The 11,638-nt window shown below is 47.1% G+C and carries 14 protein-coding genes; 9 read left to right on the forward strand and 5 right to left on the reverse strand.

Translation table 11 applies throughout. The annotated features are described in order from the left end of the window. Window positions 1-29 precede the first annotated feature (29 nt). The 3 genes from aroA to BEP19_RS03200 all read left to right on the forward strand — a co-directional run bounded on the left by aroA (window position 30) and on the right by BEP19_RS03200 (window position 2,469). Entirely contained in the window at window positions 30-1,319 is a 1,290-nt protein-coding gene (gene aroA / locus BEP19_RS03190) for a 3-phosphoshikimate 1-carboxyvinyltransferase (protein WP_120188390.1), read from the forward strand. A gap of 185 nt (window positions 1,320-1,504) precedes the next feature. Beyond that, window positions 1,505-1,924, forward strand: a complete 420-nt coding sequence (locus BEP19_RS03195; RefSeq protein ID WP_120188391.1) for a hypothetical protein — start codon at window positions 1,505-1,507, stop codon at window positions 1,922-1,924. A 38-nt stretch (window positions 1,925-1,962) separates the two neighbouring features. Beyond that, window positions 1,963-2,469, forward strand: coding sequence for a DUF4825 domain-containing protein (locus BEP19_RS03200; protein WP_120188392.1), 507 nt, complete (start codon window positions 1,963-1,965; stop codon window positions 2,467-2,469). 309 nt (window positions 2,470-2,778) lie between these two features. Here BEP19_RS03200 and BEP19_RS03205 read toward each other — a convergent pair whose 3' ends face one another. Together BEP19_RS03205 and yjcZ are read right to left on the reverse strand one after the other, a co-directional pair. Continuing rightward, on the reverse strand, window positions 2,779-2,877 hold the full coding sequence (locus BEP19_RS03205) for a sporulation protein YjcZ (protein WP_120188393.1): 99 nt from the start codon (window positions 2,875-2,877) through the stop codon (window positions 2,779-2,781). Window positions 2,878-2,950: 73 nt separating this feature from the next. Further along, on the reverse strand, window positions 2,951-3,049 hold the full coding sequence (yjcZ, locus tag BEP19_RS03210; RefSeq protein WP_120188394.1) for a sporulation protein YjcZ: 99 nt from the start codon (window positions 3,047-3,049) through the stop codon (window positions 2,951-2,953). Window positions 3,050-3,270: 221 nt separating this feature from the next. Here yjcZ and BEP19_RS03215 point away from each other — a divergent pair, with 221 nt between their 5' ends. Beyond that, entirely contained in the window at window positions 3,271-3,957 is a 687-nt protein-coding gene (locus BEP19_RS03215) for a hypothetical protein (protein WP_120188395.1), read from the forward strand. Window positions 3,958-3,967: 10 nt separating this feature from the next. Here the strand turns inward: BEP19_RS03215 and BEP19_RS03220 are convergent, their stop codons facing one another. From BEP19_RS03220 to BEP19_RS03230, 3 genes are all read right to left on the reverse strand, one after another. Then, complete coding sequence (locus BEP19_RS03220) at window positions 3,968-5,386, reverse strand: sensor histidine kinase (RefSeq protein ID WP_120188396.1); 1,419 nt, start codon at window positions 5,384-5,386, stop codon at window positions 3,968-3,970. 1 nt (window position 5,387) lies between these two features. Continuing rightward, window positions 5,388-6,074 (reverse strand): response regulator transcription factor, encoded by a 687-nt coding sequence (locus tag BEP19_RS03225; protein WP_120188397.1) that lies wholly within the window; start codon window positions 6,072-6,074, stop codon window positions 5,388-5,390. A 70-nt stretch (window positions 6,075-6,144) separates the two neighbouring features. Then, window positions 6,145-7,323: a S1C family serine protease gene (locus tag BEP19_RS03230; RefSeq protein ID WP_120188398.1), complete on the reverse strand. Its 1,179-nt coding sequence runs from the start codon at window positions 7,321-7,323 to the stop codon at window positions 6,145-6,147. A 266-nt stretch (window positions 7,324-7,589) separates the two neighbouring features. Between BEP19_RS03230 and BEP19_RS03235 the strand changes: the two genes are divergently transcribed. From BEP19_RS03235 to BEP19_RS03255, 5 genes are all read left to right on the forward strand, one after another. Continuing rightward, complete coding sequence (locus tag BEP19_RS03235) at window positions 7,590-8,105, forward strand: hypothetical protein (RefSeq protein WP_120188399.1); 516 nt, start codon at window positions 7,590-7,592, stop codon at window positions 8,103-8,105. Next, window positions 8,102-9,037, forward strand: coding sequence for an amidohydrolase family protein (locus BEP19_RS03240; RefSeq protein ID WP_120188400.1), 936 nt, complete (start codon window positions 8,102-8,104; stop codon window positions 9,035-9,037). The genes BEP19_RS03235 and BEP19_RS03240 overlap by 4 nt, the downstream gene beginning before the upstream one ends. A 214-nt stretch (window positions 9,038-9,251) precedes the next feature. Then, window positions 9,252-9,842: an RNA polymerase sigma factor gene (locus BEP19_RS03245; RefSeq protein WP_120188401.1), complete on the forward strand. Its 591-nt coding sequence runs from the start codon at window positions 9,252-9,254 to the stop codon at window positions 9,840-9,842. Further along, window positions 9,839-10,480 (forward strand): zf-HC2 domain-containing protein, encoded by a 642-nt coding sequence (locus BEP19_RS03250; RefSeq protein WP_120188402.1) that lies wholly within the window; start codon window positions 9,839-9,841, stop codon window positions 10,478-10,480. The genes BEP19_RS03245 and BEP19_RS03250 overlap by 4 nt, the downstream gene beginning before the upstream one ends. 111 nt (window positions 10,481-10,591) lie before the next feature. Further along, on the forward strand, window positions 10,592-11,584 hold the full coding sequence (locus BEP19_RS03255; RefSeq protein WP_147393759.1) for a tetratricopeptide repeat protein: 993 nt from the start codon (window positions 10,592-10,594) through the stop codon (window positions 11,582-11,584). Window positions 11,585-11,638 lie beyond the last annotated feature (54 nt).

Below are 11,638 nucleotides of genomic sequence, written 5' to 3' on the forward strand. Positions count from 1 at the left end.
GGCGTCTGAGAAGGGAAGGACTTTAAAAGATGCTAACGACAACGAAAGTGAAGCAAGTAGCAGGTGAGATTACCGTGCCCGGCGACAAATCAATTTCGCATCGGGCCGTCATGTTTAGTTCAATGGCAAAAGGGAAAGCGCATATATCGGGTTTTTTGCCTGGCGCGGATTGTATGAGCACAATCGATTGTTTTCGAAAAATGGGCGTGGTGATTGACCATGCTCGCGGCGATCAGGTGACGGTTGATAGTCAAGGCATGGATGGCTGGCTAGAGCCCGCCAATATTTTGGATGTGGGCAACTCGGGCACGACGATCCGTTTGATGGCGGGGATATTGGCGGGACGCCCGTTCCATTCCGTGTTGATTGGCGATGAGTCGATCGCAGGACGTCCGATGAATCGGATCGCGCAACCGTTGCGTGAGTTAGGCGCTCGGATTGATGGGCGCGGGGGCGGTGAATTCACTCCGCTTTCGATTCGCGGCGGCGGATTGCAAGGGATCGAATACCATTCACCGGTCGCAAGCGCCCAAGTGAAATCCGCGATTTTACTGGCTGGATTGCAAGCAAGCGGTACGACGACCATTTATGAGCCGCATCTGTCACGCGATCATACCGAAGCGATGCTTTCTTCATTCGGCGTAAAATTGGAAACCTTTGCGGGCGGTGTCTCGATTGAGGGCGGTCAAACGTTGCAGCAACAGGAAGAGATTCATGTGCCCGGCGATATTTCTTCCGCGGCTTTTTTATTGGCGGCGGCGGCTATCGTTCCAGGCAGCAACCTATTGATCAAAAATGTCGGGATCAACCCGACGCGCACAGGCATTCTTGATGTGTTGATTGAAATGGGGGCAAAACTTGAGATCCAAAATGAGCGGGAACAGAGCGGCGAACGGGTCGCGGACCTGTACATAGAGCATGCCCCATTGCGCGGAATCGAAATCAGCGGCGAAATAATCCCGCGGTTAATTGACGAAATCCCGGTTATCGCTGTAATTGCCACACAAGCGGAAGGGAGGACAGTCATCAAAGATGCCGCTGAACTCAAAGTAAAAGAAACGAACCGCATCGATGTGACTGTTGCCGAACTACGTAAAATGGGGGCGTCGATCGAACCGACCGATGACGGGATGATAATTGAAGGCCCACGCCCATTGCAGGGGGCGGCGTGTCATAGTCACGGCGACCACCGCATCGGCATGGCGATGGCTGTAGCTGGACTCGTCGCGGAAGGGGAAACGACCGTTTCCGGCGCGGCGGCGATCGACATTTCATTTCCGGGATTCGGCGAGCTATTAGCTGCGGTTGTAGAGCGATAGATAAGATTGGAAAGTGTGATTAAAGGAAAGGCGCCCTGTGGCGCCTTTTTTGTTGGATCGCGGATCATGACCAAATCTCACTGGATTTCGACGTGGACTGTACCTGATGAGGCTGATCAGAACGGTTTCCTCTCGTAAATCACCGCGTAATGGTTGTGTCAAATATTGATAGGGGGATCCATCCTATGAGATTTTTTATTGCGTTACTTGTAAGTATTCTTTTGTTATCTGGGTGTGGATCTGAATCATCTTTTTTCCCCGTAAAGGAAATAGACGTTGGCGCAGACATCCAATCATTTTTAAAAAGTGTTGAACAGGTGAATGGAGTCCATCTTTATTTGAATAGTCCAAAAGTGATTTATGTGTACTTAAACGGCGCGATTGTAAAACAGGGTGAAAAAGCGGTTCATTTTATAGATTTTGATGTTAAGGAAAACGGTGATACCTTACATATTTTATATACTAGTAATGAAACCGATAATTATTCCGATCCATCATTGAGACACAACCATTTATACCAGGTAAAACTTAAAAAGAAATATGAAAAAATTAAGCTATTTAGGAATGGAGAGGAAACTCATTTTGGCGTAATATCAGGAAAGTAGTGATTACCATTTTAAAGTTGATTCAAGGAGGGGAACGAATGAAGAAAACACTTAAAATCTCATTTTTTTTGTTTTTAGCCACTTTAATTGGGAGTGGTTGTAATTCAAACAGCGGAAGTGAAGAACCAGTTGAAATAACGGACGGTTATGCTGGAGATTTATTTGAATTTAAAGATGCTTATGTTGGAAATGCGAGCGCAGTAGGGAATATTGTAAGCCGCTTGCAGAAAGCCGACCATTTTAAAGGGTTTGAATTGAAAACAGAAGAGGAGCCCTACGGCATTATTTTAAATTATGACATGGACGAATCTGATAAAAATGGTAAAGAAGCGGTTATTTATAACGCTACATTTTTATTTGCGCTGATTCAAAATGTGGATTGGATTACGTTTCATTTCCATGATCGGGAATACACTATAACGAAAGAAAAATTTAAAAATTGGCTCGGGGAAGATATGAGAGAATTTCGAAGTGAGGAAGAATTAAAATCACTTATCCAAAAGCAGGTGGGTGATGAGGAAAAAGTAAATCAATTGTTCAAATAACTAGCAAGCTTACGGCCGAAGAATAAGAGCTTGTCCACTACCATCCATTAAAGCGGGTGAGAAAAACGACGCGTTTTTCTCACCCGCTAGGTAGATTACCACATAGCGTGTCTATTGACTCGCGTCAAAGATTAGCAATCGAAGCCAGCAAAAACGATGACGAGTAGGATGAACAACACCAAGATAATTAGTAAACAGTCGTCTCCGCCAAAAGCTCCATTCCACATACTCATAAATGAATTCCTCCCTGTATTTTTTAATTTATGCTATTTTTTCCATTAACTAAACAGTTGCTTTCCTAGCTCAGTATTAGTCCCAGCCAGCAAATATGATGACTAAGAGGATGAACAGCACCAAAATGATTAATAGACCGTCGTCTCCGCCAAAAGATCCATTCCACATGCTCATAAATGAATTCCTCCTCGTTTATTTTTTAAACAATGAAATTTATTTGCGCATGAATGTGATTGAATTTGCGGGATTAATCTAAGCCAGAGAATACGATGACTAAGAGGATGAACAACACCAGAATGATTAGGAAGCCGTCGTCACCGAACAATCCACCGCTGTAATGACTCATTGAAGAAGTCCTCCTTTAGAAGATTCATTTTGTTCCTCGTGAACACTAACATACTACGCCGTGTTGCAAATGTTGGTATGGGCATCTGTCCCGATCCACCCGCCCAATTTGTAAAGGGAGCCCAACTTGCGTTTTTGTAGGCGAATGTCGAAGCGCTAGCGAGCGTTAGCCCATATGATGATCACAGGTAAAAAGTGTTTGAAAAGGTAAGGGGTGTAAAGATGAGAAAGAAGGAGTTTAAATTACTGCTAGCAACGAACCCCGTTCTGCAGCAATGGATGAAGGAAAATCATGCGAGGTTAAAAACGAATCCAGAGATTTTGTTCTATTTAACGCGGCATCCTGAGGGAATGAAGCATTTCCGTTCGGACCAACCGGTCGATAATCAGAAGATTGTTCGGGAAAGTCAACTTTTTATGAAGGAGTTAATGAAAGAGAGGGAGGAGCGGCGTGGTAGTCGTAAAAGGAGGAGCGCCGTTCAGTCGGCGGCAAGTTCTGTTCCATCTCGAAAAGAAAAAGGAGGAGGCCCCTCTGCCTCCGTCACGACAGGGGTTGCTCAACCGCAGGCGCGTCGTGGCGGCGGATTGCTTGGTAACATTAAAGCATTGTTCGACAAAACTGTTACTCCACCACCACGGTCGCGCCCGTCAAGCAGTCAACGTCCACTTCCAACGCTGCAGCGCCCAGGCCAACCAATACAGCAACATCGCCAACAGCCAGCGTCACGGATCGGGGCTGTCAAGGGGCTAGCGCATCAGACAAAACGGTCGCTGTCGGGAGGATCACCGAACCTTAAAATTCCAAAATTGAAGCTAAGTCGAAAACAAGTGATGTCAACTTTAAATCAGACAACTGAAATGTTAGATGTCGTTGGCGCTTTGATCGGGAAAGTGAGCCACCTAAAATAAGATTTGATCGCTAGCCGCTAGGCAGGGTGACGATAACGGTCGCGCCCTGTCCAGCTTGGCTGCTGATTTCGATCGTTCCCGCATGACGATCGATAATCCATTTGGCAATCGATAGGCCAAGCCCAGTTCCCTGATAGTTCCGCGCTCTTGTCCCTCTATAAAACCGATCGAACAGGCGCGGCAGATCTTCCGCGGGAATCCCAATCCCGCTGTCCGTAACGGTGAAGCTAACTTGATTATCGGCTTTCCTCGTTTGAAACGATAAACAGACGCTCCCTTGTTCTGTGTACTTAAATGCATTTTCCAAAATAATTAAAAAGACTTGCCGCAAAAAATCGCGGTTGCCGCGGATGGTGATCCCATCCAATTTCTCCAGTGAATCGCGCGCAAAGGCGACAGTCCCACCGTTGGCTAAGCGCTGACCGAGTTCGATCCAATCTGTCGCTAGTTCGCGAGCAGGCAGTGACTCAATCGGGACTTTGTAGCCAGCGTCGGCTCTCGCTAGCGCTAATAAATCGTGGACCATCCTTGAAATCCGCTCTAATTCCTCGATAATGTCATCGGCTGCTTCCACTGAAAAAACGTTTTGTTCGAGATACAATTTGCGCAAATAGTCCATATTGCCGCGGATCGAGGTGAGCGGGGTGCGCAACTCGTGGCTCGCGTCGGCGACGAAACGGCGTTGGGCGTCATAAGCTTCTTCCAATTCGGAGTACATATTTTCAATTTTGTCCATCATTTGATTGATCTGTGTTGAAAGTTCGCCGATCTCGTCGGGCGGTCCTGTGTAGTCGATCCGTTGGCGCAACGCTCCGGTCCGTTCAATCAAAGCGGTTGTGTCGATGATCCGATGAATTGGTTGTAACGCTTTGCCCGCCAAAAACCAGCCGACCGCCGCGGAAATGGCGGTGATCGTTAACGCTCCGATTGCTAATAGCCATTTCAACGTGGCCTGCGCCCGTTGAAAACTGTAAAGAGATTCGGCAACTTGTAAAATGCCAACTAATTCTCTTTTTACGTATAATGGTTCATAAAAAATGCGTAACAACGTTTGGTGGACCCGTTTCGTTTCGAAATACGTTTCCCGCTTAACCATTTGTCCGAGGGCGCGTTCGCTGATCGGCAACGTATGTCCGCCGAGCGTATCTGAACGGGACAGTGGATTGCCGTGTCGATCGACAATTTGCAAAAACACTTCCGCGGAGGCGAATACATCAATATCAGGCAGGACAAGTCGTTGCATTGGAAACGGGTAAGCGTCGATGAAGGTGATCGAGTTGCGCACTTCCTGGGCTCGTTCCATCAAGTGGGCATCGATTTGCCCGACTTCTCGGTGTGTAAAAAAGAGATATAGATAAGAACAAAATAAACTCATGATCAAAAAAGAAACGCCGCTGTACCAGAGGGCCAGTTTCAAGCGAATCGGCATGTCACGCTTCCTCCTTGAGGATATAACCAAGACCGCGCACGGTATGAATCAGGCGGGGCTGTTGCTGGCGCTCAAGTTTGGAGCGGAGCGCGGCGATATAGACTTCAATTACATTCGATTCTTTGTCATAGTCGCGGCCCCAAATTTGGTTTAAGATTTGTTCCTTAGCTAGCACTTTATTTGGATTGATCATGAAATAATGCAGCAGATCAAACTCCTTGCCGCGTAAATTGACAGGGCGTTCGGCCCGCTGACATTCGCGACTCTCGCTATTCAAGGTAATGTCGGCAAATTGGAATACCGTTTGTTGTTCCAATTCGGGCTGATTTCGGCGCAGTTGCGCTCGAATGCGGGCCAGCAATTCGTTTAAGGCGAACGGTTTGACGACATAATCATCGGCGCCGAGGTCCAAGCCTTTGACACGTTGCTCGACTTCGTCTTTGGCGGTGAGCATGATAATTGGTGTAGTTGCATGGGCCCGTATTTCACGGCACGTTTCCCAACCGTCTAGCCCCGGTAGCATAATGTCGAGGATAATCAGATCGAACGGTTGCTCAAACAAGGCGATCAAAGCATCCTCGCCGCTATGCGCAATGCGCGCAACATAGCCTTCGTACTCTAATGCCCGTTTCAGCATCGCCGTAATCTTATGATCATCGTCAACGACTAAAATGTGATCTTTATCCATAGCCGAGAAATTCACCTGCCTTTTTTTACATAAAAGCCCCAGGCTGGGCCTGAGGCGATAGTGGGTGTTGTTACTGACTATTATAATTCTTTTCGCCGATCGTGACGCTCACCGTGTTCATCTGTCCATTGCGCAACAGTAAAAGTTGATGGCGGTCGCCGACTTTTGCATTGCCGATGATTTCAGCGAGTTGCTCGCTGGATGTTACCTTTTGCTTATCAATTTCCACTATAATATCCCCTTGGGCCAGACCTGCTTTTTCAGCGGGGCTGCCTTCCGATACAAAGCCGATCACAGCTCCTTCTTTCACATCTACCTCTAAGTAACGTGCCAGTTCAGGCGTCAAATCTTGCATCGAAATACCGAGCCATGGGCGAGCCACTTTTCCTTTGTTGATCAGATCGTCAAGTACTTCCTGGACCGTGTTGATCGGAATCGCAAACCCGATCCCTTGTCCTTCCGCATTGATCGCCGTATTAATCCCGATTACTTCCCCACTCAAGTTTAGCAACGGTCCGCCGCTATTGCCAGGGTTGATCGACGCATCTGTTTGCAATAAATCTTTGAAGCGGGCTTGCCCGATGTTGAGTGGACGTTGCTTGGCGCTGATCACCCCGACAGTGACGGTATGATCGAGTCCATATGGATTACCGATTGCGACCGACCATTCGCCGACGCGAATTTGGTCGGAATTGCCAAGCTCAAGGATCGGTAGCTCTTTGCCCGCATCAATTTTTAACACCGCCAAATCGAGTTCTGGATCTTGTCCAATCACTTTTGCTGTATATTTTTGTTCCGCTCCGCTCATGTTGACTTTGATTTGTTGGGCGCCGTTGACGACATGGTGATTTGTTAAAATGTAGCCGTCTTTACTAATGATAAACCCCGTTCCGAGTGATTGGGTCGTCCGTTCTTGTTGCGGAATCTGATAGTCTTCGCCAAAGAAATGGCGGAAAAACAGATCGCGATTCGAAGAGCCGCGTCGTGTCGACTCTGTTTCAATTTTAACGACGGCGGGTCCCGCGAGGTCCAACATGTCGGCAATCACATTGCTGCCCGTTGTCTCCATTAAGGACACATTTTTGACCGCGCCTTTTTGCGTGTTGTCCGCATTAGAAGTCGTGGAGCGATCCGCTGTTGACGTTTCCTTAAAATAGGATGCGTTTTGCACCCCCAGCCAAAAGCCCCCTGTTAAAAACGCCCCCGCGACAAATGAAATAATGATTGTCTTCACTGTTTTTACGTTCATCCGAGTCCCATCCTTTCGTTCAATCCATTCCGCCTCTACCTATGATATCCGAGGCGGGTCTTAACCGAAACATTCTTTTCAGTAGCTTGTTTCTCCTGTTCATCCTCTATTTAACCCCATTTTGCTTAAAAACAGCTTAAAAAACAGTGACAAAATATAAAAAATAACCCGAAAGCCCTACTAGCTTGTCATCTTTCAACCGTTGCCGACATATCTTTAAACAAACAAGCCTCGGATCTTTGCCAAGCATAAGGAGGAAAGCGACTTTGCGGAAGTACATTGTATATTTATGCCTGACAATCGGGCTTTTATCTTTGATGGTATTCATAAAAATATGGGTCATTCCCTTTCTTTTATGGAACTTATTTCCTCAAAACGATCTGATATCAAAAATTTATGAAGTGATGATTATCTTGTTTGGCGGGTGCGCTTTTTTGCTGTTTACGTTGCAAGGATACCTTGGTAAACGCGTTTTTCAGTTTCATTGGTCGACCCATTTTCTACTTCATTCTATCGTGCAACTCCCGTTCGCCCTGCACGTCTTGTTCGAAGGGTTGCGCAAGAGTCGGCTAATGTTGGATTGGGGGCATGTGTTTACGGAAGGGTGGTACGGACTTTTGGCTGAACCGACCCGCTTGATTTTGATGGCTTATCATGGGACGGATGTATTTGCGATTGCTGCCAGTTTCCTATTTTTAGCGCTTGGCAGAAAAATTGAAATAGCCGATGAACAACAACTTTGGGATCAGGCTCGAAAACGAATGAAGGTGGGACGAGTATGAGGACGATTATTCAAGGTGGAACGCTCGTATACGGCGGTGGTTTAAAGCAAGAGGACATGTTGATTGTGGATGGAAAAATTGAAGCGATCAAGCAGCGAATTCGACTAAGCGGAGCGGAACGGATCATCGATGCGAGATCATATTATGCGCTGCCAGGGTTTATTTCGAGTCAACACCAAGCAGGGGCGGATCCGCATGATGGGCACGGGGTGACGGCTTATGTTCGTTCATTAGAAAGCGCTGAGCGCGCCCCTGTCGCTTTATTCCCGTATGATTACGTGTTTCAAGCGACGTTAACGGAGCCGTTGAGTATTCCTTTACTTGAGGAATTGCAACGCAAACAAGTAAAGGTAGTCACGTTGCCGTCGACAATGGTCAATGCCATCGATTGGCAACGGTGGAAATGCCGTTTGCGACGATATGGCATGGTGCTTGAAGTAGACAAAGCGGATGATCCGTTGCCGCAATTGAGCGAAGTGCCGCTGATCGTTCCTTTTTCAGGACATCGGCGTCCGCCGCGTTCGCGGGATGTGTACAAAGTGAGCGGGGGACCACAGCTGACCGCCTGGGAAAAAATCGTTAGCAAACGGGATCCGCTCGTATTCGGAGGGTACTGGCTCGATACGCAAGAATATCGCTTGCCGCGGTTGATAAGTGAATGTGAAGCGCGTTCTTTTTTAATTCGACTCGTGAAGACAAGGGCGAGCATCCCCGCTAAATTATTCGGTATTTATCCGCAAAAAGGATCGTTGCGGGTCGGAGCCGACGCTGATTTTTTACTCGTTGCCAAGCGCCATTTAGTAAGTGGACAGGGAACGCTTTTTAAACCGGATCAAACATGGATTAGCGGCAAGCCTGTCGCCGAACAAGGCCTTCAACCGCGGGCAGGGCGACTATTAACGCGCCATCGCACATATGCATTTAGTTATTAACGAGTCACCGATTGAATCGACTATCTTCCTAATCTTTGGGAAGATATATTTTTTTGGAATTTTGCAGGAATCCGACAAACTTTGACGAATATCGTTACATAGTGAGAAAATAAACGCGTAATGGCGCAACCTTTTTCCAAACGGCGACGTCTATAGGGGCAAAAGGGCGATCTGTATTCGTCCGTTAGTTTATCGAGGAGGTAGGGAAACAGAGATGTTATCAGATTCCCAGTTGATCAGAGAAATTAAAGATGGTCGTGTCGAATATTACGAGCAAATCATCAAGCGGTATGAAAGGCGAATTATGGCGTTCATCATACATATGTTAAATACAACCCATCTGGATCACCTCGCCGAGGACTTGTGTCAGGAAACATTTTATAAAGCCTATCGGAGTTTACAAACGTTTCGCGATGAGGAAGCTTCTTTTTCGACTTGGCTGTATACGATTGCTCGGAATACGGTTTTAAGCGAGTTGCGTAAGAGCCGTAATTCTGAAGTGTATATTGAGGATAGTAAATTAGATCCGATCACTACCTATGAACAGTTGCCCGAGCATGAGTTGTTACGCACAGAACGGGAAAAGTTGGTGCGGCTAGCGATTGGCAATTTGCCGGATAAACAACGCCAGGCGATCATTTTACGCGAATATGAAGATCGTGATTATAAAGAAATTGCGAATCGGTTAGATTCAACGGTAAGTTCGGTGAAATCTTTGTTGTTTCGAGCTCGAACAAGTATAAAAAATCAATTAGAAGCCTACGTTGTTGAAGAAGGCAGCGCGGAGGGGTTGACGAAAACATGAGATGCTCAGATGCTGTTCATTTGATGGCGGGGTATGTCGAACAAACGTTACCCGAACATTCGATGAGAGCGATGAAGCATCATTTACGGATTTGTGAAAACTGTCGAATGGAATCTGTGATCTGGAAAGAAAGCAGTGTTCTATTCAACATGGGATTTGCAGACGAGTCGCGACCTGCAAAGGTGGATGGGCTGGAATCGAGTGTGACGGCGGAGGGTGTTATGGCCCGTTTGGCCAAAGAAGAGAGATGGTCTTTTCCGATTACGCGTCGCGTTTTTCGACTGCCGCCATCCATGAAAAGATGGGTAACGACATTATCTATATTATTTATGTTGGTCTTTGGCTTGCTCATGTACGCGACGCTAGAGGCGGATCGCGGTATCGTCGTGGATGGGGATTGGCAGCAGCTAACCGCATCCAACGTCGTGTTGTCGATCGACCAATTATCGGCAAGCTCCAAACAGCCTGAGCCAGCCGCAAAAAAAGATATTCGGTATCATATGATCGCCGGGGTTGGCGATCCACTGCAGTTTAACCGTTACCGGGAAGCGACCGCGCCGAACGTCGGGTTAGTCGGTGGTTTCTTAGGGATTATGATTACCGTCGTGTCGATGAGCTGGTTGTCGCGGACGGGATAGCTACGTTTATTTTTAGAAGCCGTACTGGAATCAGGACGGCTTTTTTGTGACTGAATAACAACCACCATTTTATGAGCAGACAACGAAAAAAGAGGATAAGGGGCGTTGAGTTTGAACGGAACAATTTACGAACAAATTGAGCGGGCGATTGAACAAATTCAAACGGGAGAAGTAGAGGAGGGGCTGGGGCAATTACGGGGGATGCTCGCTTACGCGCGACAAGATCCTGAGGTCGCTTTTCAACTCGCGGATATTTTTTATGAACTGGGTCACCTCGACACCGCTTTAACTTTGCTACTTGAGCTAGAACCTTTTTTCCATGACGTATCAACAGACATGCAAATCGAAATTCGGGCGTTGCGAGCGGAAATGCTGATTGACGTCGGGCAGTTGGACCAAGCGATGGGCGAACTGTTGCAATGTTTGGAGCTTGAGCCCGATCATATTGGCGTATCCGTGTTGCTGGCGGATCTTTATTTGATGCAAAATTTGCCTGAAGTGGCCTGCCGTTACTTGGAGCGCATTTTGGAAACGCATGAAGATGAACCCGATGTCGCGTTCATTCTGAGTGAACTTTATGTTGATTTAGGTGAGTGGGAAAAAGCGCTCGATTTGTTTGAACAACTGAAGGGCACGGAATACGAACAAAGAGTCGCGATTAGCAAAGGGAATCTGTTTAGCCAGATGGGACGCTTTGAGGAAGCGTATACGTTGTTTCAAGCTGTCCGCGCGGCGGACCCTGTGTCAGAGGAAGCATTGTTAGGGTGCGCTGTGACCGCGTTGCAACTTGATCAAGGGCAAGTCGCTATCGAGCTGTGCGATCAATTGTTAGCGTTGGACGAAGACCACCTTGGCGCCTATCAAGTAAAAGGGGAAGCCTTGCAAAAAGAAGACCGTCTCGATGCGGCCAGAACTGTTTTTGAACAAGCGTTGAGCCGCAATGAGCATGAAGACACGATTTATTTGAAATTAGTTGAACTTCATTTTTTGATGGATGACCTGGAGCAAGCTAAAAATTATTTAAAACACCTCTTCGCGTTGGACGAGCAACATGAGCAAGGAAAAGAATGGCAGGCTCGTTTGTACGATTCGCGACTCAACTAGACACCTGCGGATAAATTGCCGTTCCTAGTCGATCCGCCTATACCTGCAGACGGG

The organism is Ammoniphilus oxalaticus (assembly GCF_003609605.1).
GTDB lineage: Bacteria > Bacillota > Bacilli > Aneurinibacillales > RAOX-1 > Ammoniphilus > Ammoniphilus oxalaticus.

What these genes read in the sequence shown, in the direction of transcription:
- aroA (WP_120188390.1), top strand. Translation starts at nt 30, where the DNA reads ATGCTAACGACAACGAAAGTGAAGCAAGTAGCAGGTGAGATTACCGTG.
- BEP19_RS03195 (WP_120188391.1), top strand. Translation starts at nt 1,505, where the DNA reads ATGAGATTTTTTATTGCGTTACTTGTAAGTATTCTTTTGTTATCTGGG.
- BEP19_RS03200 (WP_120188392.1), top strand. Translation starts at nt 1,963, where the DNA reads ATGAAGAAAACACTTAAAATCTCATTTTTTTTGTTTTTAGCCACTTTA.
- BEP19_RS03205 (WP_120188393.1), bottom strand. Translation starts at nt 2,877, where the DNA reads ATGAGCATGTGGAATGGATCTTTTGGCGGAGACGACGGTCTATTAATC.
- yjcZ (WP_120188394.1), bottom strand. Translation starts at nt 3,049, where the DNA reads ATGAGTCATTACAGCGGTGGATTGTTCGGTGACGACGGCTTCCTAATC.
- BEP19_RS03215 (WP_120188395.1), top strand. Translation starts at nt 3,271, where the DNA reads ATGAGAAAGAAGGAGTTTAAATTACTGCTAGCAACGAACCCCGTTCTG.
- BEP19_RS03220 (WP_120188396.1), bottom strand. Translation starts at nt 5,386, where the DNA reads ATGCCGATTCGCTTGAAACTGGCCCTCTGGTACAGCGGCGTTTCTTTT.
- BEP19_RS03225 (WP_120188397.1), bottom strand. Translation starts at nt 6,074, where the DNA reads ATGGATAAAGATCACATTTTAGTCGTTGACGATGATCATAAGATTACG.
- BEP19_RS03230 (WP_120188398.1), bottom strand. Translation starts at nt 7,323, where the DNA reads ATGAACGTAAAAACAGTGAAGACAATCATTATTTCATTTGTCGCGGGG.
- BEP19_RS03240 (WP_120188400.1), top strand. Translation starts at nt 8,102, where the DNA reads ATGAGGACGATTATTCAAGGTGGAACGCTCGTATACGGCGGTGGTTTA.
- BEP19_RS03245 (WP_120188401.1), top strand. Translation starts at nt 9,252, where the DNA reads ATGTTATCAGATTCCCAGTTGATCAGAGAAATTAAAGATGGTCGTGTC.
- BEP19_RS03250 (WP_120188402.1), top strand. Translation starts at nt 9,839, where the DNA reads ATGAGATGCTCAGATGCTGTTCATTTGATGGCGGGGTATGTCGAACAA.